Source organism: uncultured Mobiluncus sp. (genome assembly GCF_947087965.1).
Lineage (GTDB): Bacteria > Actinomycetota > Actinomycetes > Actinomycetales > Actinomycetaceae > Mobiluncus.
In genome coordinates this window covers 31,846-55,873 of record NZ_CAMUES010000003.1, presented here as the reverse complement: position 1 = coordinate 55,873, position 24,028 = coordinate 31,846, and the positions used below count along the sequence as shown (strand labels likewise).

At 55.6% G+C, this 24,028-nt stretch carries 20 protein-coding genes; 19 read left to right on the top strand and 1 reads right to left on the bottom strand.

Annotated elements, in window-relative coordinates; all coding sequences use genetic code 11:
• Window positions 1-280: 280 nt before the first annotated feature.
• The 18 genes from Q0V70_RS04190 to Q0V70_RS04105 all read left to right on the top strand — a co-directional run bounded on the left by Q0V70_RS04190 (window position 281) and on the right by Q0V70_RS04105 (window position 21,005).
• A complete protein-coding gene (locus tag Q0V70_RS04190) occupies window positions 281-1,108 on the top strand; it encodes a hypothetical protein (protein ID WP_297588738.1) in 828 nt (275 codons plus the stop codon).
• Between the two features lie 94 nt (window positions 1,109-1,202).
• Window positions 1,203-2,870, top strand: coding sequence for an FtsK/SpoIIIE domain-containing protein (locus Q0V70_RS04185; protein ID WP_297588735.1), 1,668 nt, complete (start codon window positions 1,203-1,205; stop codon window positions 2,868-2,870).
• A gap of 16 nt (window positions 2,871-2,886) precedes the next feature.
• Window positions 2,887-3,357, top strand: a complete 471-nt coding sequence (locus Q0V70_RS04180; protein ID WP_297588732.1) for a hypothetical protein — start codon at window positions 2,887-2,889, stop codon at window positions 3,355-3,357.
• A gap of 42 nt (window positions 3,358-3,399) precedes the next feature.
• Window positions 3,400-4,623: an RCC1 domain-containing protein gene (locus Q0V70_RS04175; protein WP_297588729.1), complete on the top strand. Its 1,224-nt coding sequence runs from the start codon at window positions 3,400-3,402 to the stop codon at window positions 4,621-4,623.
• Between the two features lie 83 nt (window positions 4,624-4,706).
• Window positions 4,707-7,733, top strand: coding sequence for a DUF3854 domain-containing protein (locus Q0V70_RS04170; RefSeq protein ID WP_297588726.1), 3,027 nt, complete (start codon window positions 4,707-4,709; stop codon window positions 7,731-7,733).
• A gap of 11 nt (window positions 7,734-7,744) precedes the next feature.
• The gene (locus Q0V70_RS04165) at window positions 7,745-8,203 is read left to right on the top strand and encodes a DNA cytosine methyltransferase (RefSeq protein ID WP_297588723.1); all 459 of its coding nucleotides are present in this window, start codon (window positions 7,745-7,747) and stop codon (window positions 8,201-8,203) included.
• Window positions 8,193-9,101 carry a DNA (cytosine-5-)-methyltransferase gene (gene dcm, locus Q0V70_RS04160; RefSeq protein ID WP_366126680.1) on the top strand — a complete coding sequence of 303 codons (909 nt, stop codon included), beginning with the start codon at window positions 8,193-8,195 and terminating at the stop codon, window positions 9,099-9,101. The genes Q0V70_RS04165 and dcm overlap by 11 nt, the downstream gene beginning before the upstream one ends.
• Window positions 9,102-9,184: 83 nt before the next feature.
• The gene (locus tag Q0V70_RS04155; RefSeq protein ID WP_297588721.1) at window positions 9,185-10,702 is read left to right on the top strand and encodes a hypothetical protein; all 1,518 of its coding nucleotides are present in this window, start codon (window positions 9,185-9,187) and stop codon (window positions 10,700-10,702) included.
• A 30-nt stretch (window positions 10,703-10,732) separates the two neighbouring features.
• Entirely contained in the window at window positions 10,733-11,527 is a 795-nt protein-coding gene (locus Q0V70_RS04150; protein ID WP_297588718.1) for a hypothetical protein, read from the top strand.
• A 2-nt stretch (window positions 11,528-11,529) separates the two neighbouring features.
• The gene (locus tag Q0V70_RS04145; RefSeq protein WP_297588716.1) at window positions 11,530-12,369 is read left to right on the top strand and encodes a Dam family site-specific DNA-(adenine-N6)-methyltransferase; all 840 of its coding nucleotides are present in this window, start codon (window positions 11,530-11,532) and stop codon (window positions 12,367-12,369) included.
• Window positions 12,370-12,406: 37 nt separating this feature from the next.
• Window positions 12,407-12,775 carry a hypothetical protein gene (locus Q0V70_RS04140; RefSeq protein WP_297588713.1) on the top strand — a complete coding sequence of 123 codons (369 nt, stop codon included), beginning with the start codon at window positions 12,407-12,409 and terminating at the stop codon, window positions 12,773-12,775.
• A gap of 61 nt (window positions 12,776-12,836) precedes the next feature.
• Window positions 12,837-14,318, top strand: a complete 1,482-nt coding sequence (locus tag Q0V70_RS04135) for a PD-(D/E)XK nuclease family protein (RefSeq protein ID WP_297588710.1) — start codon at window positions 12,837-12,839, stop codon at window positions 14,316-14,318.
• Window positions 14,319-14,334: 16 nt separating this feature from the next.
• Window positions 14,335-14,889: a hypothetical protein gene (locus tag Q0V70_RS04130; RefSeq protein ID WP_297588707.1), complete on the top strand. Its 555-nt coding sequence runs from the start codon at window positions 14,335-14,337 to the stop codon at window positions 14,887-14,889.
• Between the two features lie 347 nt (window positions 14,890-15,236).
• On the top strand, window positions 15,237-15,923 hold the full coding sequence (locus tag Q0V70_RS04125; RefSeq protein WP_297588704.1) for a hypothetical protein: 687 nt from the start codon (window positions 15,237-15,239) through the stop codon (window positions 15,921-15,923).
• Between the two features lie 21 nt (window positions 15,924-15,944).
• The gene (locus tag Q0V70_RS04120) at window positions 15,945-16,580 is read left to right on the top strand and encodes a hypothetical protein (protein WP_297588702.1); all 636 of its coding nucleotides are present in this window, start codon (window positions 15,945-15,947) and stop codon (window positions 16,578-16,580) included.
• Window positions 16,581-16,936: 356 nt separating this feature from the next.
• Window positions 16,937-17,062 carry a hypothetical protein gene (locus Q0V70_RS04115; RefSeq protein ID WP_297588700.1) on the top strand — a complete coding sequence of 42 codons (126 nt, stop codon included), beginning with the start codon at window positions 16,937-16,939 and terminating at the stop codon, window positions 17,060-17,062.
• Window positions 17,063-17,145: 83 nt separating this feature from the next.
• On the top strand, window positions 17,146-18,468 hold the full coding sequence (locus Q0V70_RS04110; protein WP_297588697.1) for a hypothetical protein: 1,323 nt from the start codon (window positions 17,146-17,148) through the stop codon (window positions 18,466-18,468).
• Window positions 18,469-18,470: 2 nt separating this feature from the next.
• On the top strand, window positions 18,471-21,005 hold the full coding sequence (locus Q0V70_RS04105) for an ATP-binding protein (protein WP_297588694.1): 2,535 nt from the start codon (window positions 18,471-18,473) through the stop codon (window positions 21,003-21,005).
• 117 nt (window positions 21,006-21,122) lie between these two features.
• Here the strand turns inward: Q0V70_RS04105 and Q0V70_RS04100 are convergent, their stop codons facing one another.
• Window positions 21,123-22,238: a hypothetical protein gene (locus Q0V70_RS04100; protein WP_297588692.1), complete on the bottom strand. Its 1,116-nt coding sequence runs from the start codon at window positions 22,236-22,238 to the stop codon at window positions 21,123-21,125.
• A gap of 182 nt (window positions 22,239-22,420) precedes the next feature.
• Here Q0V70_RS04100 and Q0V70_RS04095 point away from each other — a divergent pair, with 182 nt between their 5' ends.
• Window positions 22,421-24,013 carry a hypothetical protein gene (locus Q0V70_RS04095; protein WP_297588690.1) on the top strand — a complete coding sequence of 531 codons (1,593 nt, stop codon included), beginning with the start codon at window positions 22,421-22,423 and terminating at the stop codon, window positions 24,011-24,013.
• The last annotated feature ends 15 nt before the right edge of the window (window positions 24,014-24,028 follow it).

Below are 24,028 nucleotides of genomic sequence, written 5' to 3'. Positions count from 1 at the left end.
CTTGCTAGGGCACATATCGGCCCCGACGACAGAGGGCTGATAGCCGGACATGCTCCCATGCTGTCGCTTTTGCGTAACAGTAAACCGGCCACAAATTTAGTGATTTGTGACAAATGCGGCCAATACTATCTGACCTCGTCCAAGTCTGTTCCGAAAACCTGCCAAATGGGACCGGCGGGATGTGACGGCGGGCCATATTTGGTTACGGCCGCCAACCGTACACCCACGCCCCCACACGGAAACAACAAGAGCAGCGAAACATAGGCAAGGAGTCTGTAACGTGAGTGTCCTCATCAAAACTGGCCTCAACTGGGGCGAACACCCCAACAATCCGAAAACAGGGCTGGTCGTGGCCGAAAACGGCACGGTCGGATACAAATATTGCCACCCGCTCGGGGCATGGTTCCAGTACGTGTATGGTGCGGCGGTGAAAGAAACCAGCTGGCCTGAAATCCTCTACCAGCATAAAGACCCTATCCTGGTTGAATGTGTGGCGGAAACGTGGAAGAACTCTGTCGCCCCCGTAAAGCCCGCCTTATATGCGACTATCCCCGACCGGTATGTGAAAACTCCGCATCCGTTTGTGCCGGCCGCCCTCACCCGCGAAAACACCTATATTACGGTGTGTGCCCCTGACGGTAACCAGCGGCTCGGGCTTGACTTGTTGGAGGCCGCGACCGGGGGACTGTATGAAACCGTTAGGGCTGTTTCGACTTGGCGGGGCGACCCTACCCCCACCGGTAGGCGGCAGGCAGGAACACTAGACCCTGACGGTTGGCTCCTACCCGGACAGGCAGCGAAAACCCCAAAAATCTATCTCATCGGCCCCAACAATACCAGTATCCTAGGTCGTGTGGCTGAGTTGGTGGAACAGTCCGGGTATCAGCCTGTGCTGCCGCCTGTGTCTGGGCCGGACTGGGGAGAAAAACTCTACAGCCTCGCCAGGATTATCAAAACCGTGGACAAGATTCTGCTGATTCCGGGGTGGGAGAGGAACGAGTTGGCGAGGGTTGAAAGCACCACCGCGATACATTACGGGATAAGCGTGTGGCATCCGGACCCGGAAACCAAAACCCTAATCAACACCATCAGTATGGGGAGGGAATAAACCCATGTTGCAAACCGCACGCATCAAACTACCCACAGGATTCAACCCAGACCTACACACCCGTATGTTTACCAACATAGGGAGGCGATAGGTCATGTTGCAAACCGCACGTATCAAACTACCCTCAGGATTCAACCCAGACCTGCACACCCGTCCATTGGCGCAAAAAATTCGGGAAACCCAAGGCGAAGAATGGGCTATCACCAACATCGATTTAAACGCCGGATACGCCATTATTCAACGCGACCTCGACACCACCACTACCACCGCTACCGACGACACAAACAGTGGCGGGGTCATGCAAGTATATTTAGACCGCACCCTGAAAACGTCAGGAATACCCGCAGCCATAGGCCGACTCGAAGTCCTTCACGAAGGCTGGAGGGTCACCGACGTAAACCTCACCACCTACCGTGCCACCATGCGCCGCATGGAAGAAGAAACCTACCGGGCACGCGAAGCCCTCGCCGCCGCACTCGGCTGCAAAACGTGGGAAATAGACATACGTCCCGAAAACAAAGCAGGCTATTGGGTAAAACTACCCCCCACCTACATGCCGTCAAAACATGCACAAAAACTCGACGAGGCCGCCCAAATGATTGGCGGACCAGGCTGGTACGTAAACATCGACCCAGCCACCCTAGAAGGCCATGTTGTCGCCGGGAAACTCTGGACATTCAACCCCGCCTACCCGTTCCCGTGGGACAGCAAAGATGATAAAACTTGGGAACTACGTCTCGGCTACAGTCTAGGGCACAAGGATCGCCCCAACCAGCCGTTCAGTATCGACCTAGAATCCTCCGCCGGACTCATGGTGGTGGGTACACCAAACTCTGGCAAGTCTGTCGCGGTGAACGCTATGATATATGACGCTTTCACTAAAGGCTGGCAGATAGCGGTGTCGACTACGGCAGCAAAATCTGTCGACTACACGTGGTGCAAACCGTGGGTGATAGACGGCGGATTCGGCGTGACCACCCCCAGACATATCCTGGCCATGCTCAAAATCGTGTATGAGGAAGGACAAAAACGGGTAGAAGTCCTGCACCGGTATGATAAACAAAAAATCCTGGAACTCCCACCAGAAGTACGCCCCAAACCGCTACTGGTAGTAATGGACGAGGTACAACAAACCTTCACCTATACGGAAGAACCAAAATCGTTACCGAAAGATCACCCTCTGCGACAAGAAGCCATCGAATACAATACGAATATTGCGTCGATTAAGTCTGTGTTGCAAAAAATTGCTGCCGAAATGAGGTTCGCGGGTATCCGTGTACTGTTAGCAACCCAAATGGCGCAAGCCAACACAGGTATCTCGGTGCCGTTGAAAATGACGCTACCTAACCGGCTCCTGTTGGGTGCTAACCCTGGCCGGACGGCCCGCGGACACGCCTTTTCTAGCCCGGATTCTGTACCGGAAGTGCCCGATTGGGTGCGTGACGATAAGGGTGCGTCTCGGGGGTGTGGCACGGCAGAGTTGGAGGGCAGACCGTCATGCGTGTTCAAAGGCTACTATGAGGAGGCCGAGGTTTACCACAAGCATCTTTCCCGCCTGGGGCTGCGGGAGTCACCAGCCCCCGAACCCACCCCCGCCCAGTTGGCTAAATATGCGCCCGTACTGTCCGAAGACGCTGATGACGGCCCGCCCGAGTCTAGTATCGAACCTGGGACACCAGATTTTGGTGAACAAGAAGAGCCTACTTTGTTGGGGGCAGCCAAGGCAGCCCACCAACTGAAACAAGAAGAATCAGTAAAATGAAGTGAGGAGAAAAACCATGTTTACTGTGCTTGTGAAACGACCCGAGTTCTTTCACGGGAATCTTCAGCCTGGAGACACTATCGAAGGCGAAGATTTGCCCACCCTTATCGAGGGGCTGTTCCCTGGGTATTGTGAGAATCTGTCTGACGAGTCGCGGTACGCGGGGCGGGTTATTCATTTGACCAAGATTGCGTTCAATCTTCAGGCTGAGGAGTTTAAGAAGATTGAGGATGCGGGCAAAGACCCGTTTGGGGATCTGGGACGCGATGAGGTTTTCGCGGTCATGAACGACAAGAAGACTGGCCCGCTAGTACCACCGTTACGGGCCTGGACTGTCGAGACAATCCCGCTGTATTTGGTGGTGGATGTTTTGGGTGACCAGCTTCCGGCGGGGAACGTGAGGTTTTTGAATGCTGAGACGGAGACCCTGTTTTTGCGTTCGTTGGCGTTTGTGGATTTGATCGAGATTTACGAGAAAAAAGACTAGCCGCCATCCTTTACGGTTGGCCCCGCACACGAATAGGTAGGCGTGAAGCATCTATCTAGCCTGAAACTTGTTTTGCTGTCCGTGTTGGCGGTTTTTGTCGTGTCTGGGGGGGGGCTTGCTACCGTCGCCGCTTGGCAAGACACGCTTACGGTAGGGGATGCGACTGTGACATCGGGGGATGGTTGGGGCAAGCCGTTGAATCTGGTGAGGTTTACCCAAATAGCTACAGGCGGTAGCTACACGGTCGCTATAGACGAAAACGGCGGCACTTGGGCGTGGGGCAACAATCAGGCAGGACAACTCGGCGATGGCACAACCAATAATAGCTCAGTCCCAATCCAGGTTGCGGGTGGGCACAAGTTCACCCAAGTATCAGCAGGCGGTTCTCACACTGTCGCCATAGACACCAATGGTGACGCTTGGGCATGGGGCAACAACCGTAGCGGGCAACTCGGGGACGGCACTCTCAACGGCAGCTCTATCCCGATTAAGGTTGCGGGCGGGCACCAGTTCAAACAAATATCGACAGGCGACGACTGCACCATCGCCTTAGACACTGACGGCGATACTTGGGTATGGGGCGACAACAGCGACGGACAGCTCGGGGATGGCACAAACATCGGGAAAAATGCCCCCGTCAAAGTCGAATACGGACGCAAATTTGTCCAAATATCGGCAGTTAGAGCCTACATGGTCGCTTTAGATGAAAACGGTGACGCTTGGGCGTGGGGCTACAACAACTCAGGACAACTCGGCGATGGCACAACCAAGAATAGAAATACGCCCGTTCAGGTTTCGGGTGGGCACAAGTTTACCCAAATAGCGGCAGGCTACAACCACACCGTCGCTATAGACGCCAACGGCGGCACTTGGGCGTGGGGATGGAACCAGTACGGGCAACTCGGGGACAGAACCACCACCAACAGCCCCACTCCGGTAGAAGTCAAAGGTGGGCATAAATTTGCCCAAATAGGAGTAGGCTATAGCCACACCGTCGCTATAGACGCCAACGGCGGCACTTGGGCGTGGGGTCGCAACGATTTAGGTCAGTTGGGAGACGGCACCGCCACCGACAGAAACATCCCGGTAAAGGTTTCTGGTGGGCACAAGTTCGCCCCAATATCGGTAGGAGCCCAACATACGGTCGCCCTAGACACTAACGGCTATGCTTGGGCGTGGGGATGGAACGACCGAGGTCGTCTCGGTGACGGAACTACCACCGACAGACACACACCTATAAAGGTTCGAGCCCTAGTCGAACCATAACAATTGCCCGCACCCGTAGCCCCCACACGGTGCAAGCCATGAAACAACACACTAGCCGTCACTAACCACACGGAAAAAGTTTTATGGCAGACAACACCCTATTCCCCCTACCACAACCAGGCGATTACCCCTGGCTCACAGGCACACCCGCCCAAAAACTCACCACCTCAGCCATCCTCCCTATAGTCGCCAAAGCACGAGGATACGAAACCCTCACCCCCGAAAACTATCCAGACTGGCTCGAAAAATATAGGCAAGGCACCAAAAACTCCAAAACCGGCGTGTTCGTCCGCGATGCCATCGCCTCACAAGACGCCATGTTCATGCCCTGGTACTCCATCCCCTCCGTCACCGAAGCCAACACCACCGGAATCAGCCCCTGCATGGACTCCTGGCAGCTTAGGCCCGCTATCCCCCGTTACACCACCGGTACCGGCAAAGCCGCCAAATATTTAACAGCACCTGGCAAACCCACAGTCATGGACATCCACCCCGCCACACCACCAAAAACCCTACGCGACACCGACACAGTCATCATCGCCGAAGGGTTACTGAAAGCCGACGCCATCGTCTCAGCCCAACTCAACCACCACAGCATAATACTGCCCGTCACCGACCAAACCACCGTCACCCAAGCCCAACAAGCCCTACAAGACGCCATAAAAAACACGCCCGGCTGGATACCCGTCATTGCAATCGCCGGAGTCTACAACTGGCGCTCCAACCCCGAATGGAACAGCCTAAACCTCACCCAAAAACAAATCTATATAGCCTTCGACGGAGACACCGCCACCAACCTTGGTGTATGGCAAGCCGCCTCCAGCCTGTTCGAATACCTCGAAACCTCAAAACACGCCAAAACCGTCAAACTAATCCAAACCCCCCTCACCCAAAACGACCAACATCGTGGCGTAGACGACTGGATACACGACGGGGCACTATTCACCGACATCCTGAAAAACACCACCGACCTGCCCCAAGCCCCCACCCTAGAAGAAACCACCAGCGTAGACGGACTCAAACGCATCTCCCCCGACGGGCTACGCTTCGAACAAGGCATCGGGGCAGACGACCAACACGACGCCGGCTGGATCACAATCGCAGGCGTTGGTGGACGCATAGTCTCATTCACCAACCCGCGGTTCCCCACCGAAGACGAAATCCGCACCGGGAAACTCAACGCCGGGGTTCCCATCGGGGAACAGACCGCCTATAACCCCAACTCGACCGTATCAATCGAAGTCGGCTGGGCAGACGAATCCGGACACCCCACCACCGTAAAAATTGAGGGCCCGTCCGATATTCTCAACCACAAGCCGGAAGAATGGGGCCGGTGGGGAGCAAAAATACCTCCCATCCTCTACTCGTGTCCCGACTGGCCCCCCAAAAACGGTGCCGAATGGGTAGAAGCCATCCGGGCACACCGCAAACAAGAAGTCACCTATATTGATAGGTGGACCTCAATGGGTTGGATACCTCGCAAAGACGATCAGCCCGTGTTCACAATCGGGAACCAAATCATCGACTACACCGGGCCAATCAGTCTACCGAATTTTGTTCCGCTCAAAGAAGAAGACCTCGATGGGGCGAGCCTGTTCGGGATAGTAGACCCGCCCACAATAGACCAGCCGATAGAAAACAACCCCGACTATCAGGCCCAAATATTAGACGACTTCCGGCGCGTCTATGCTGGCATGTTCCAGTCCGGGGCCTGGACAGATTTGCGTCTCCCCGTACTCATGATCGCCCTAGCTTTGCGCCCAATCTGCCCCATACCCACCCGGCTCGCATCCTATTTCGTTGGTTCGAAAGGATCCGGGAAATCCTGGTCGGCGGCCGCCATCATGGGGTTTTGGCAACACACGGCAGGAACCTGGACCAACTCGCGGCTCCCCGGCGGTGCCTCAGACACGGCAGCCTCAATGGAACACGCGATAGCCCGTGTACCTATCTGGGTCGCTGACGACCTGGCACCATCCGTATCAAAAATGCGGGCAGAAACCACCGAATCTGGTATCGGCGAAATCATCCGCAACGTCCACGATCACAGGGGCCGGAGGCGCATGAACCCTGACGGGTCAGCCAGGGTCGTAAACACGCCCCGTGCCCTGCTGGTGGTGACGGGTGAAAACGACTTCACCACCACTTCTGTGTCCGACCGTGTCCTGATAGTCAGGTTCGGGAAAGAATCTTTGGTTGTGAAAGACGAAGAAGGGCTGGAGGTCGGGTCGCTGGCCCCCGTAGAAGCGTTAACGAAAGACGAGCCGGTGTTGGCGCGTATCAGCGGGTATTGTATCCAAAACTATTGTGATATTGCCCGACAGGTGGGCTGGGCCGAACTGTATAAACAGTGTCAAACGTTTTCTGAACGTGCTTTGAAGTTTTTCAAAACTAAGTTTTTTGCCCAAGTTCAGGGCAAAGACGGTTTAGGCACTAGGAAACTCGAAATGGTGCGGGAACTGTTCCTGGGCCTATACATGCTGGAACTGTTGCTGTATCGTGCCGGGGCCGATAAAGACAAGGTTTTGGGGCCGGTGTTGCGGGAGAACCTGTCTGGTCCGGAAGGGGACGGGAAAGCCTGGTACGGTGACGTGTTCAGTTACGTGTTGGGTGATGTGGAAGAATCTGCGGAACGTATGCCTGGCCTGTCGCTGTTGGAGGGGTTGCGGGGCGTGTTGGCGTCCGGGGCGGCACACCTGGCTGACCCTGACCATCCGGGCGAACCCCCGCTGGGTGGTACAGCTAAGGATGCTGGGGTCGGTTGGGTGCGTGACGCCGCCCGAGACACTTACATGCCGAAGGGTGAAACTATCGGCTGGATAGTGAACAATAACGGTGCCCAAGTGGCTGTGTTTAACATGCGGGGGTCTTTCAACCTGGTGCAACGCAAATTCCCGGACTTGTTGCCTCCCGGCACGAAACAGGCCACCACCTGGTCGGCGTTCTGGGCCGAACATTTAGCCTATGACGTGCGGCAACGTCGCCGTAACACGTCCGGCAACTTCCGCAACGACATCCAGTATGAGACGGGTGAGGGCGGGAGCGTGTCCGGGGTACCAATCCTGGTGGATGAACTGTTGTACGGCAAACAAGGCAGCGTCCAAGACTAGAGGTGGTTTGCATGCGGAAAGATAATCAGCACAAGAAGCGCGACAAGAAACGCGCCAGAACCATCGAGGCTTGCCCGCATCCGGAAAAAGCGGCGTTCCTTTCCCGACAGGACGCTTTACGTGCGGCGCGCGTCGCAAGCAAAGAAAACCCCTTCTTTTCCGGGGAAAGAACGCTCGCCCCCTACCTTTGCGAATGCGGCATGTGGCATCTCACCAGCCACCCCCGCCCCGACACGAAACATCGAAAAACACGCCGGAAAGGAACAGAAAACATGCCCCAAACCCGGTACCGTATCCTGAAAGACTCCAACCCAAACAGGTACAACTGTATCGATCTGTTCGCTGGGGCAGGAGGAACAGCCCTCGGGCTAGAAAACGCCGGATTCCATCATGTTCTTCTAGCAGAAATCGACAAAAACCCGGTCAACACGTTACGGAAAAAACCGGCCCGACTGGAACATCGCCCATGAAGACATCACCAGCCTAGACTTCACCCCATACCGGGACAAGATAGATCTCGTGGAGGGCGGTTTCCCCTGCCAGGCGTTCAGTCGTGCCGGGAAAAAGGAAGGTTTTGACGACCCGCGTGGTGCCATGTTTTTCCAGTTCGCCCGTGCAGTTAACGAAATCATGCCGAAAATGTTTGTTGGCGAAAACGTGAAAGGACTAATCTTTCACGAACAGGGCGAAACGTTCAAAACCGTAATCGACACGCTACAGGACATACACGACCATGAAGGCCGACATTACCGTGTCGGATACCGGGTCGTGAAAGCCCAACATCATGACGTGCCCCAAAAACGCGAAAGACTCATCATTATGGGCATCCGCAACGACATCGGCACCGAACTATTCTTCCCCAAACCCCGCAACTATATTCCCACGCTACGTGACGCCATCTACGGCCTGCCCGAATCTGTCGGGGCGCAATACTCTGAGAAAAAACGGGCGGTGCTTGACCTGGTGCCGGAAGGCGGCTGCTGGCGTGACCTGCCTGAACCGGTAAAAACCGAATACATGGGGACACTACTATATGTGCGGGCAGGAAACAGTGGTGTAGCCAGACGCCTCTCCTGGGACACACCCTCACTCACCCTACTATGCACCCCGTCACAAAAAATTACTGAACGTTGCCATCCCGAACAAACCCGGCCCCTAAACCTGCACGAATACGCCCGTATCCAAACCTTCCCCGACGATTGGGAATTCGTCGGCTCAATGGCCTCAATCTATAAACAGATAGGTAACGCGGTACCCCCGAACCTCGCCTACTATATCGGCAAAAGTGTCCAGGCCAGTCTAGGCGACCGTGGCCCACAAATCCTGGACTATGTTGAGTTCGCCAATCCGGAAGACTACACAAACTAGCCCCTCTCAGTCCCCGCCTGTTTTTTGCCCGCACACATACACCCCGTAAGAAAGAATCTAAACCCGAGGGAAAGGAAACGATCATGGGGTTCGATCCGCGGAAACAAGGCAGGCTGAAGAACGGCGAGTTCGGGCCTCGCCTATATGGGGCCTCGCCGCAAGACCTGGAAGACACCAACCCGAACATGCCCAGTCGGCAAGACTATGATGCGTGGATTGAGAAACGCCGCCAACTCTTGAAACAGCGCGGCTGGGTAAAATCTGTCTCCCTACCCGTACCGACCGTCCCGGCCACCACGAAAGGTATCAAAAACTGGTGGAAAGGCGGATTTGATGCTTACGGGGCCAACAATCAACAAACCGCTATCCCTGTACTACCCGACAATTGGTCCAAATCTTTCAGGGAAGGCCGCGTCTCTACCGGGCATTCGTTGGAAGGTAACCGGCGTGTGTCTCGCATGTGCTACCAGGCCGGGGACCGTAACATTCGTATGCCATCCAAAACCGCGATACGCCACTATATGAACAGTCAGGGCATCAACCAGCTACAGGTACCGTTGTCTATCGACACCCCCACCGGGCCTAGGGTCGGGTATGTTACCCTCACCCGTAACCCTAACGGTTCTTGGGTCGGGCATACGGAAGGGTTTGACGGTGAGGACAAACTCTATGTGGAGGAGGCTTCTGCCGCCATCATGGAAAACCGTAACATGGAGATTAACACGCCCTACCAGATGCGTAAACGTGCCCGGGCCAGGGCGGTGGCGCACGGGGTACAGCCGGTGTTGGCGCATTCGTCTTGGGCGCAAGAATACGCTTACGACAAGAAAACCCACACGTTCTACATGTCTACCTTGGATGGGAACTCTTACGCCTATAAGGCTAGCCCCGATTTTGATGTTCCTACCGAGGCCGACCAGTCGTTTGGACGCTGGTTCAACCAGAAGGTTAAAGGAAAAATGGAACAAATCGAGGGGGCACAATGCCCGGATTGTGGCAATTTTGTTCCCGACCTGGAAGAACACGTGTGCCGGTTTGCGCGTAGCGAAGACACTAAACACACCCACGCCACCGATTTGTATAGTTTGGCGGCATCCGGGGAATATCCCGTGTTCGACCGGGACAATGACACAACCGGCCTGGGTGTGGCACAGCCTAACAGCCCCATGCTGCGCGGCACCATGTTCGGTGGTGAAGAATACACGCCCCTCATTGAGGCCGCCAGGCGGAGCCGTGTCCCGTGGGCGTACCGTGACGGGGCAACCAACGGAGAAAACGGCCAAATCCACTATGACGGGGTAACCCCAGACCAGATTCCTGATAAACATTTAGACCAACAGTCGCGCCGGATCATTGCCAGCCTGAAACATCGGGACGGGGTAGAGATTGCTGGCACCATGTACGCGAAAGACGGAACAATCCGCGCTCGGGCTATCAGCATCAACCGGCCTAACCTGCCTGAGAGGGACGACATTGCGGGGCAGGTCAAACTGGCTGAACAATACGGTATCCCCACCCAGATGATTTCGCGCGGCCGGATTCGTCGAACCAGTAATGGGCCGAGGCTCACGTTTACGCTGCTCGATCGGAACATTGCATAAACAGGGTGAGGGTAGCGGATGGAAAGTGGCGTGTCTGGGATGAAACCGCCCAAACGAACCGGCAGGCATGCCACTAAACATCCCCAATATCGTTGCGGTCCGGCCCCGCAAACCACACCGGGAACTGTGGGGGCGCAGTCGTTGGGGCGAATCCGGTTTGCTCCCCCTGTGGTCCATATTGTGTTGTTGCCGCCTAACCTTCTGGCGGCTTTGTCGTGGGGTGCGCAAAACACTAGTGTCGTCTTGTTGACGACTTTGACCGTGTTGGTGGCCTGGTGTGTTGCCCGCCGGTTGGATGCACGAATAGTGTGGACGGTCACTGTCCTGTCTGCGTTGGTGGTGTTGGTGGAGCGTTTTCAGCCTGCTTACGGCACGATTTTTTCCACCGTCTCGACACTGTTGGCTGCTGGGCTGTACACCCGCTACGAGTATGCCACCAGTAGCCTGTTTAAGATTTTACAAAAACAGCAGATTGTTATTACCCGTACTGGTGTGGTAGGTGAGCGTGAGTCGTTACAGGCTTGGGTATATTGGGTCGAGCAGGCTATGTGGGGGCTACCGTATGCGCGGGCGGTAATCAACCTGGCTTCACCCACCCCGATAGTGATTATTAACGGTTCACGTAATGTTACTGTCCGTGCCGGGCACAGCCTAGAGCCGTGTCTAATGTTGATGGGGAGAAACCTGTCCTTGGACTGTGCCGGTCCGCAAGCTGGCCAGGTTCACGATTTTTTGGCGGGGGCGAGGTTTCGTCGCGCCAGATGGGGGCCTGACATGGTCAGGTTTTTGGCAAAAACCGTTGATGATGCCCCCACACGGTTGTAAACGTGCAGATAGTTTCACCACCTTTCACCTATATGGGGAACAAACGGCGTCTACTACCGCAACTCTTACCGTTAATACCGCCCGTCACGGGTAGGTTTATTGACCTGTTTGCCGGTACAGGGTGTGTGGCTGTGAATGCGCAGGCTGGTCGGAAGATAGTGAACGACGCTAACCCGTATCTTACCGGGCTGCTTCGGGCCATTAGAGACACCGACCCTGATAGTTTTGTTCAACAAGTTTATGGTCTTATCAGCGAATACGATTTAGATAATCTGAACGAGTCGAAGTTTTATACCCTACGCGACCGATACAATACGGGCCATGATCCGGTTGTTCTCTACACGCTGCTGCTGTTCGCGATAAACAGCCTGTTTAGGTTTAACAGTCGGGGGGAATATAACGCGCCGAAAGCCCCAGGACCCCGCCAATATGCCAATAAGCTGGATTGTCTGCCCGGGTATCGCCAGGGCTTGCAACAGGTTCGCATCACGAGCCTCGACTATCGCAACATTGACCTGAACGTTTTTACACCCCACGATTTTGTTTACCTAGACCCGCCCTACGAAAACACGGCCGCACCATACAACACCATGTGGAACATCGAAGACGCGAACCGGGTACGCGACCTGGCTGACCGGCTCAACCAACACAATATAGGGTTCGGATACTCCAACCTGTTAGCCAGCAAAAACCGGCAAAACACGAGCCTCAAAACATGGACAGAAACCCACAACTATAAGGTTTACAGGCTAGAAAAAAACTACAGTAACTGTTTCAAAACACGAAAAACCTACCCGACAGACCAAGAAGTCTATATAACCAACCGTCCCCCCACACGGTAACAACCAACAAAACACACAAAAACCAGGAGGTGACCCCGTGATAGACAAAACCAGTCTCTACTATGAAGACAGAGAAGGACGCCTATGGCATCGCACCAGCGGCAACCTATACGTCAACCTGTGGGACTCGCTACTCGCCACCTGGGACGACATGGACGCCGAATACGGCCCGGTCACCCCCACCAGCCTACAAAAATGGGCACCACCCGAACCCCACCCCGAAACCGTCATATACGACCGGGAAGGCGCAACCTGGATACGTCTCGAAAACGGGTGGGCACCCACCATCAACCCCCACCATCAAATACCGTGGGAAGACCTTTACGAACAGTCCCCGCTCATGAGCGAAACCCAATGGGCACGATTCACGGCAAGACTCCGCGCCGCCGTCCCCAACGCAGTCTAACCAAAGACTATCCCGCAAAAAAACCACCCCCCACACCGTGTAGCCCCCACACGGTGGGGGTATGGAAACAAAAAACAAAACCACAATCATCCGCGGCCACGCCGGCCCCGAAACCATGAACGGCTCATGGTTCGACACCGACCGGCTCATCCTCAACCCCGACACACTCCAAGCCGCCAAACGACAATTCCTATCCCCATCCACCGCCCTAGCCCTACAAGGCTGCGCCGCATCCTGGATAGCAGGACGAACCATACAAGAACCCTGGCGGTATGACGCCCCCAACATTACCGGCAACATCATCCACAACATTTTCGAACAACTCTACAACCTACCGCCAGAAAACCGCACCAACACCACGTTCCTCAACATCACCTCCTACACGCTCGAAAAACTACAGGCAACCCGGAAACTCACCAACCAACAATTCTCGGACCTGGCGAAACTCGTCGAACAAAACTATGACGGACTATGCGCCCTCACCGACCCCACCCAAACCAATGTTGCCGGCACCGAAGTCCTCGTCCAAGGCGACATCGCCGGAATACCGTTTAGGGGCTACGCCGACCGGATAGACCTAAACAACAAAAACATGCAACAGGTCGTGGACTACAAGACAGGGAAAGCCCCCACCGCATACAAAATCCGCAAATACGGAGACGCCCACGGCGACCAGATTATCGCCTACTCTATGGTTATCGCCCAAAACGACGGCACCACCCCACAACCCGCCACACTTTTATATACGGCAGACCGGCAGGCCCGCACCGTCACCCCCAACCGGAAACACAAACAGACTGTCCGCGACCTGTTCACAAAATCGTGGAACAAACTCGCGACCGCCACCGAACGAAACGAATTCCTGCTCGAACCCACCCCCTTGTGCGGCTGGTGTCCTTTAGTGTCTGTGTGTCCCGCCGGGTCTGGTGTCCCGAAAAAAGACGGGCTGCCAAAACCTGACGACCCCAGGCTCCCCGGAACAAAACCCGCCACCCTACCCGTAAACGGCCCCCCACACGGTAAGGGCATGGAAACAAAAAACAGTAAACCCGAGGCAGCGGGCACCAAAACTGCCGACATTCCCGCCACCCCCAACCGGGTGCCGCAACACTCCCACAAACTATACGGAGGCTCCCAAGCCTGGAACCTGATGGCAGGACAATACCTCAACGGCGCATCCTACGCAGTCCAAGGCACAATGGGAACCATCACCCTATCCGTACAGTTGCTGCAGGACGCAAAAATGCGCACCACGAAAAACCGTATCGAAACCCTATCGCGTGCCCTAGAAAACATGGTTGCTACCGCCCAAGCCAGAATCTCAATCGTAGACTCCCCAGCGGACGGTATCGCCACCCGGCTACGCGGCTCGATGCGCACCTTCGTTGAACAAACCCCACCCCCAATCGGGGACGGGCATAATGCGGAAGAAATGCGTGCCTGGGGAGAAAAATGTGTCGCCTACATGTGTTGGCAAGCCGAACTCGCCGCCCGCATCATCATGGAGCCCCAGCCGCGACTCAACCTCGACTGCCTATTCTAAAAAACGGAAGGAAAAAATGATGGATCCAGAAATTTTGCGTCTCGCCATTGAGCAAACCCCCGCCCGGAAAACCGGAGAGCGCCAGGAAGATTATGAAGCCCGTATCGGGTTCAAAGCCGTACAGTTGATGCGGCTCGCGTCCCCCGCGTCCATCCCCGGCCGGGTAGTGGAAGCCTATCAGCGTGCGGTAGATAGCGAGAAACCGTTCCCGGCCACTGTTACCCAGGTGGTGCAAGAACCCAACACTAAACGGTTCCTGGTGGACCTGTTTACCGGAACGGATCGTGTACCGGACTTGCCTGACGGTGCGCCAGCATTGGCTCCGGGCTGTGAACGTATCCGTACCGAACCGGCCTACCATCCAGAGGGCCGCCTGATGGGCAAATATGTCCGTTCCCTTATTGGACATAAGGTTTTGGCTTTTAAAGAGGTTGAGAGTTTCGATAGGGGTAATGGTGTGTCTAAGGTGCGTGTGTTGCGTTGGTTGGACGATTTGGGGCCGGATTCTCGCGCCCAGTTCACGACCGGCCCGGACGGTGTAGAGACGGTGACGGTTGCCGCCAACCAGTAGCCGCCGAACAATTGGATAGTCCTGGTGGCGGGTAAATCTAACAAGGGTTTGCCCGCCACCACAGTTTTTGTGTCCCGCACACAACAATCAGGTTGAGGGTCGGGAAACACAACCCCACCTCAAACATTCAGGCCCCTGTTGGGAGATGAAAGAAGCGGAGAGGCGTAGATAAAGCCTTCAAGAAAAAAGAATCGGACTGTGGATTCTTGAAGGTGCGTCTCTCTGCTTGCTACGGCCTGACTGTTCGGGGAAAAACCTGGGGGTGTGTTTTCCCGCCCCCAAACCAAAAAATGTTGCCCGCACACAAACACATTAATGAGACGGGTTCATGATTGGAGAAAAAGTTTATGGTGAAGCCACCTACACAAACCTACCGGCCGCTACCGCCGGTTGTTCAGCGACTCCAAAACATTTGGGACACTACCAGTCACGCCCTGAACTTCACCCCCCACACCAATATTCAACACCTGCCTCACGTTCTACGTGCTGCCGGGGACATTAACCAAACCCCCGCCACCCTCACCGTCGGGCTAAACGCTGAACTGTGCGACCCGATTCGGGTCATGCCCCAAATGTTCCACCCCCCAATACTCACACTCGACAACGCTATCCTCACCCCCACAGTCGAACCAGCGCCGCGGGTCAGGGCAAGAGAAGTCCTAAACCTCCTATTCGATATGTGGAAAGGAGACCGGGTAGCGCGCCCCCTACAGTTCCCGCTGTGGGCAGCCCAAACTATCCACGACCCGGATTTGTATGAGCAAGCCTGTCTGATCGCCCAAAAAGATGCCGTCGGGTGTCAGACTATCCTCGATTTTTCTACCCCCCACTATGTGGGCCGTGACCTGGTTTTCGCCCCGCAACCTTTAGTGGAAGCCCCCGTCGAAGCCGCCGCCGCCTGGTGGGCGGTACAGCAACCAAACCCGGGCCTAGTATTGCGCTCCTACGAGACAGCAAACATGGCACACTACAGGCCAAACATGGCCGAAGAGTGGCTAAACATTTTTGACCGAAACAAGGCACAAAACAACTAGCAAGAATCGAGGAACCCCATTATGGAAACCCAAACCCCGCCCCTGACCCAGCCGCACATGCCGGTGTCGTCTACCCCACCGGTGGCACGTCCCGCCCAGGCTACCCCACCGGCACAGGCACGCACCACCCCTCCGGTGGTACGCCCGACCCAAAACCCGCCGGCACAGGCACCAGCCGCCCCAGCGGGACAGCCGTCTACCAAACCGGCAGCATCGGGTAAACCGGCGAAAAAACCCCGCCCGGCCCGTAACAGTAAACCCAGCAAAACCCTAATCCGTAGCATTGCCCAAACCGCCACAAAACTGCACCGGCTCGACGATGCGACTAGGCAACTGTTGGCAAAAATTTTGGACACCACCCCAGACCCGACCGAACTCACCATTGCGGTCTACGACACCGGCAAGACCGCTATCAAACAGCTTGACACTATCGCCGACTATATGGGCATGAACGAGATGGATTTGGCCCTCACCCTACTCGGGGCTGGGCGTGCCGGGATGCGCCCCGTCTGGGACATTACCCGCGCCCTGACCGGCAGCCAAGACAGTATTCCAGGCCAGGATATTGAGGCCGCGAAACAGCTCGCCCACCGACTCAAGACCTTGCCCGAAAACACGGGTAGCCGGCTCGACCAGATTCGCGAACTACTCAAATAAGGGGGGGCGTTGGGTTACCCAATGTGTGTAGACAACCCGGTAAAAGGGAAAACTGTCCCCTACCGGGTGGTTGCCACCCGTCGGGGTGCGGTAATGGCGGCTGATGTCGAAAGACCGCACCCTAACCCTATGGGGTCACCCATAACCGTTTTCGATTTGAAACTATCGAGGAGAAGGAGGCGGCGCTGATGCCTAGGTGCCGTTCTTGGACCCCCGTCCCCGGGTGGGAGGGGGAGGTTGAGTGGCCTCCGAAACCGTCCTCGAAAGGGTGGCGGATTTGTTTAAACCCGATAGGGGAGGGAGAGACTCGCTGCCCGGATTGTGCTTCCCTGCTGGCTACCCATAAGGATTTGAGGGTGCGTCAGGCTCTTATTGGTGAGCCGAATTTGTCTGCTGGCACTTTACAGATTTTGTTGGCGGATCCTGATCCGAACATTTCTCGTACGGCGGCTAACCGGTTGGGTAACACCACCGGATGGTGACGAAGCATTCGGAGAGGGAAGAACTAGTCGGCTAGGGCAAACCGGCAACACTTGGGAAAACGGCACGATAGGAAAAACGCGCAATGGTGAACAATGCTTGGGAATCTTTAGAAGCACGAGACGAGAACCCTCGCCCCGGCATACTCAAACTCGCACAAAAACAAAAGGACCGCAAACGGATACTGAACTATGTGCGGGCCGCCACCTACAGTTGGCCAATCCTGATTGTCGTCACCATTTTTTCCCTCGCCTACGTAATCTCCGGCGCGGCCGTCCCTCAAACCGGCACCGGCAACGCTAACGGCGCTATTACCGGTAGCGAAGATGCGCTAGACCGGTCGCTGGCCCTCGAAACCGTCCAAGAGTGGTTGTCGACTAGCCCGTCCCCCCTGCCGAGAGCCAAAATTTTGGCCTGGAACAATGCTATAGACATTCCCCAAATTAGTGAACCGAAAGAAACTGACAGCAACGGGGATGTTGTGCCTTGGCCGGTATATCGTATGCATTCTGTATCTATAGCACAGTTCCCGCCCCCTGACGGTGACAGCACCGTGGTACGGTTTTTTACTGCTACGGTCGCTATTGCCCGTGCCGCGTCCGGCCCGCTAGTGGTGGGTGAACCGTCTTTGGTGCCCGCCCCGACCCCACCGGCAGGAGTCACCCTGGAACAGTTGTGGCCTGGCGCTTTGCCCGCTAACCTTTCGGATAATGCCCAAGTTGCGGTGACTAACTGGGCTGAGGCGTTCACGAGCGGGGATGGTGCGAAGCTGCGTCAGATTGTGGGTGACCCGGATGAGACCCATAATTATGTTCCTTTGCCTGGGTTTGATTTGGTTGAGGCGAAGATTGTGGCTGCTACGTATCCTCCGGGCACGGATTTGAAGGCTAACCCGAAACTGGAAGAAGCCCCTGAGACGGTTATTGCTCGGGTGTCTTTGTCTGGTACTTGGCCTGATGATGAAGGTGGCCGGGTGGATGGTGAGACTGGTGAGGGGCTGCCGTCTATCAGCTACGATGTGCTGATTGTGGAGGCTTCGTCTGCGGCTCCGCGCGTGGTTGCTTGGTCTGGTGCTGGTGGCGGTCTGGGGTTGGAGCCGTTCCAGAATTGGGTTACGGCTGAGGTTGCTAAGGCTAATGAGGATGCTGGTTTGGTGTCTCCGCAGGATAAGGCGGGGGCGGGACCTGATACTGATGCTGATACTGACACCGATACTGATACTGAGGCTGATACCGATACCGATACTGATACGGGTGAGGAAGTTGAAGGCGAAGAACCAGACGCTGACACGGACACAGGGAGGAAAGACAAAAAACCTCGCAAAAACAACAAAACCCAAAAACCGGCCCCCAACCGGACAAAAACCCAAAACAACACCGACACGAACACAGACAGCAAAGAAGCCTAAAAATGCGGAAAAAGAACGAAACCGGCAAACACCTACCCCCTAACCTCACCGAAGAACAAGCCTCAATCCGGCTCCTACCCCGCGAACAAGCCCCCGTAGTCCCCACCACCGTAGTCCGACGCACCTCCGACGGTAGGCTCATCGGAGAAAACGGCACCGTCTGGGCAGCCTACAAAATCCCCCTCTCACCCGTAGTCGAAGCCAAAGACACCCAACGGCGTATCGCCGCCGGACAACCCCTAACCGACGCATTCCAAGAACTCGCCGACATGACCCCGGTCGGCATGATTAAGCAGCGCCGCGCCAACCGAACAAACTACCGCCAATTCCATGTTTTGGAAGTCAACCTGCCAGCATTTTTTCAAGCCCCCAAAGGCCACCCATTGAAAGACATGCTGGACTCCTCTTTCGCAGAACACACCACTATTGCTCGCGTAGCGGTCTTATTCGTGAGGTTGAACTCGTCTTTCGTACAGGAAGGTTTGCGCAAAACTATCGAAAACGTGGTGGACTCGATTGTCGCCCCAGAGATTTCTACCGCCGACTATGATCAAGATTTTCAGGCTATGACGGATGCGATGCGTCGCGCCGGTTTGGCACGCCTGTCACGTGAAGAACTCCGTCTGGCGGAAGCCTGGTGGAATAGGGGCATTAACCCCGCAACCCCCATGATCCCGATGGTAGACACACTGCACGTGTTTCGTAACACCACGTCCACCAAGATGGCTATTGACTATATTGAGCGGGATATTCCTTGGACTGACTGGCCGCGAATCCCCGAACACTCAGTGCTACGTTTCATGTGCGGAATGGATTTGGATGTGGGCTATACTCCGGCGGATTCTGACGCAACCCAATGGGTGACCGATTTGGTAAACCAGGGTGCGGTATGTGTATCGATTCGTGGCGCGGTAGAACCTGGGGTTATCGCCTCAAAAGAACTCGACCGGCAAGAGAAAAACTATCGCGAAGACGTACGCGAACGTATGGCCCAAGGCCGTATGACGAAGCAGGAGCAGGAAGACAAGCTGGGGCTGATTGACCACTATAAAATGATTTATTCTGGTGCGTCTGCTCCCCCGAATTTGACTAATGTGTCTGTGGTGGCGGCTTTTCCTGCAGCGGCTGGTAGTGCGGCGGACGTTTCTTCCCGGCTAAACTCCATGACCCTGGTGGACATGGTTGACGCACAGATGGGGGGTATGGCCCACACCTGGCCCTGCTCCAGCATCAACCTCGCCCCCTACCGGCTAGAAATGCCACCCACCACCCTCGCCCACTCCGGCATCTGCTCCCTATCAATGGCCGGCGACGAACCCGACGACGCAGCCCTCCTCGGATTCACCGAACACGACCGGCAACCCGCCTGGTGGTGCCCCACCGACGCGATGGACGCAGACACCGCCCCCGTCACCCTAATCGCCGGCGAATCCGGGTCAGGCAAAACAATGGCCATGCTCTGGCTCGTATCCCAATTCGCACTACTAGGCCACCCGGTAGTGTTCGTAGACCCGAAAGAAGACTCCGACCACTCCCCAATCATCAAATATTTAGGCGGCAACGTATTCTCAATGGACGACCTTATCGGCGTGGACGGGGTAATGGATCCGTTACGGTTCTCCACTGACAAAGAATCCGGGAAACTCGCCGCCACGGCCCTACTCACTTCAATAAACCCGTGGGGTACCGACCTGTACAAGTTCGAAACCCCTCTCATGACCTCGCTTGCCTATGGGGTGGAACATGGTGCGGACTGTATCGGACAGGCCCTCCTAATCGCCTACAACAATGGGGAAGCCCCCCGCGAACTCGTCGAACCAGTCCTGAAAGGCGCAATGTCCCAACCGCTTATGGCGGCGATGGTCGGAACCCAACAAGGCGGGGCCTCGCTAGGAATCATGGACGGGCTAAACCTTATCAAGGTCGGGAAAATGAGCCTGCCGCTACCGAACCCGGGCGACCCCAACCCGCCGTTGGTGCAACGTATCGCCGCATCGTTGGTGAAAACCCTGGTTTCTGGTGCGGCCACAGCAGTACGCCATCGTGACGGGATAGTCGCGTTGGACGAGGCCTGGATTTTCTTAGGCGCATCCCAGCAGGAGTTAAACAACTTGGGTCGTTTGGCTCGTTCGCAACGTACCGCAATATTTTTGGCCACCCAGAGGGTGTCTGACGCGGAGCGGGCCGATTTGACCGAGTTTATTTCCACCGGCCTGGTGATGCATATGAAGACCCCGAATGAGGCTGAGGCGGCCTGTCGTCTGACTAAGCTGGAGCCGACCCCGGAACGTATGGCTCGTATTACTGCCCCGGCTACTAAGGGTGGTATTGGGAATGTGGCTGCCCCGAACTGGAATTCTATGGCTCACTTGGTGGAGCCTGGCACGAGGCGGGTGTTACGTGGTTCGGTGGGGTTTTTTGTGGACATGTTTGACCGGTCGGTGCCGGTTGAAGTGACGCTGCCGAAGTGGTTTTTGGATTATGCGTCTACTAATAAGGCGGATATTGATAAACGCAAGGCCCAACTAGGCTACTAAAAAATGTTACCAAAACCCTAAACGGCGACACGCACCTAAAATGGCCTAAACCCTATACGCGGCAACGGAAACCAGCACACCGAATGTTGCCAAAACCCCCACAGTGAAAAGCGGCGGTCAGTCTAGTTTGACCCCGTGCCGGTTACGCAACTCCCACACCAACTCACGCTGCTCACCCGTAAAACGATCATCCAACCGATACCCCACATCAGAAAACACACCCATAACCGCCACCAGCCCCGCAATCAACACCTCAGCAGCCTCACCACCAGACAAACCACCCGAAATAACCCGACGCACATCCCCCGCCAAACCACTATCATCACCCTCACCAACACCAACAAGCCAACGCTGCGCCAACAAACCAAAATTCGTCAACTCCACCCCAGACGGCACCACACCCTCATCCTGTTCAGCCAACAACACATCACACATATCCCGCGCCAACATATACTGCCCCGCCCCAAACACGTCATCAAAAAACGACGCCACCTCAGTCTCCCCAGACTCCAAATAAACCATCGGACGATCCAACGCATACTGCGCCCAACCCAAATCACGCCCCGAAGCCACCAACAAAGACTCCAAATCAACCCGATCCAAATCCGGATCCGACCCACCAGACAACCAAGACTGCACCCGTTCCAACCCACGCGGCGTATCCACATCAACCCCAGCCAAAAACGGAACATCCAACCAGCCACCAGAATCCCTATCATACAAAGGAATCAAATGCGCCAAATCCTCATCGCTCGCCTCACGCAAAAGACGCATCTCCGACAAGTCATACTCCAATAGAGGCATATCCTTCGCGTCCGGATCGAAAGGCACCTGCAACGGCACCCCAGCATACGAATGCAACCCCACCCAAAACCGTTCACCAATCTTCACCGGGAAAGCCCCAGCAATCTCCACAAAAACCCGCGCCTGCCAAGCACACAAATCCTCAACCGTACCATCCTCAAACCGGAAAGGATACGCCAACCGTTTCGGCAACCAAAACAGCGGATTCTTCAACCATTGAGGATCCACCCCCGGCCACCTGTGCTGCACATCAGCCCCATCAACAATCGGAGACGGCAACGGGACAGACCCCACCGGGGTAGGAATCCAACGCGATACACCACCCTCACCGTTCAACCCTAAAGTGTCCCCGAACACATCCAGCGGGCTACGCCCCAACAACAACGGTGTTCCGGCTTCCAACAAAAACGGTGAATAACGAATAGGCATATCGGGTAACTCTCTTTCCGCTCTCTCAAGCTGGGACACGTCAAAGGCGACGCCCCAACCCTACATGAATGTGTTTGTGTGCGGTAGCCCTTTCACCACCCCAAAAATACGCCGCCCCTCTTCCCCCCGCACACAAATAGCCGTCGCAAGAAAAACCAAAAAACCGGGAGAAGGGGACCGCAATGGGATACGTAGCCGCCAAAAAAAACGCGAAAACACAAAAACGTAAAAGCAAAGGCCAACCCGACGGCGGACAGTTCGCGCCCGAAGAACACGAAACCGCACCCAACGACCTCGACGAAACCGCCCCAACCCCCACACGGGAAAACACAAAACCAGACCCCCAGCAGGAAAAAGAAACAATCATGAAACCCGAACAATTCATCGACTACTCGCAGCAGCCCCTCGACTATAAAGACCCCGAACTGTGGAAAACCCCCGACCAAGGCGGAATCCACTACCCTGAAAAAGGCGAACAGATCAGTGACGAACTCATCGCCGCATTCTCACCCACCTACTCCAGTTGGGCAGAACTCCTCGACGATGCTAAAGATACCGCCCGGCGGCGCATGTCAGACTTCGCCCGAATCAGGAAAGACCCCAGCCTCGCCGATGAAGTCGCCCAATGGGTTGCCGAAGACTATATGGTGCCCGTCCGGCACGCCATCGACCAAACCAGCCCCCAAAACCGGCCGCCCGCACGCGAAGAAGGCGAAACCGACGAAGCCTACAACTATCGGGCAGAAGGGCTACGTCGCGCAAAAATCCGGCAAGCCGTAGCGAAAGTCCAAGGCAACTATATGAACATGAAAGTCCGGGGGGTACTCAAAAAATATTCCCTCATCGACGAGGCTGGGCTAGACCCCAACGAATATATGCGCAAAATTGATGGACGCGACACGGCAGGAATCAAAGAACTCGAAAAACGTATCGAAGAAACCGAAACCCTCCAAAACCGTATCCTCACACCCGCCGAACGAGCCACGATTTGGGAACAGATACGGCAAGAACAGCGCGAATCCGACAGTAGCAACCGTCAAGCCCACCAACAAATCGCCTACGGAATAATTAGTGGACGAATCCACAGCCGCCCCTACTCCCTCGACCAACAGTACGAGGGCGACGACAAGACAGGGGACTCCCTAGGAGACCGGCTCACCACCAGCGATATACGAACCAGCCACGGTCCACAATGGGACACCCCAAACACTACGGCGAAAAAATCTAGGCAAGCAAAACAGGCCGAAACAGACGCCATGCTACAACGCGAACAGGAACTTGAAGAACTACGCCGTGTCGGAGAGAACCCCGTCGGAAACAAAATCCGGGACTATTCGCTAGTGATGCAACAACATTTAGGGGCAGAAATCAGTCGCCGCCGCGAAAACGGGGAAGGCTGGGAAACCATCAAACAAGACTACACAATCCCCGCAGTCGCCCCCGGACAGTTACCGAAACATATTGCCGCGAAAGCCCTCAAAACTATCACCACAATCGAAGATTTACAACAAGCCGTGCAGGACTTGTCCGAATGGAAAGGCACAGACCGTGCCCAAGCCCTCCTCTGGCTACACACCCTCAAACCGCAAAAAGCCACCAGACGGCAATACACCAACATTGCCTCATTCTGGGCGCACATGCAAGGCGACGATCGTATTTTTGATGACGGAGACGACAGGCACAACTACGAAAACGCGCTACGCCTATACAAAGCCGGGGTCCTTGTCGCGTCAGGAAAAGTCCGTAAAGACTGGGACAAACAACTCGTAGCCTAACCTTTACCGCACACA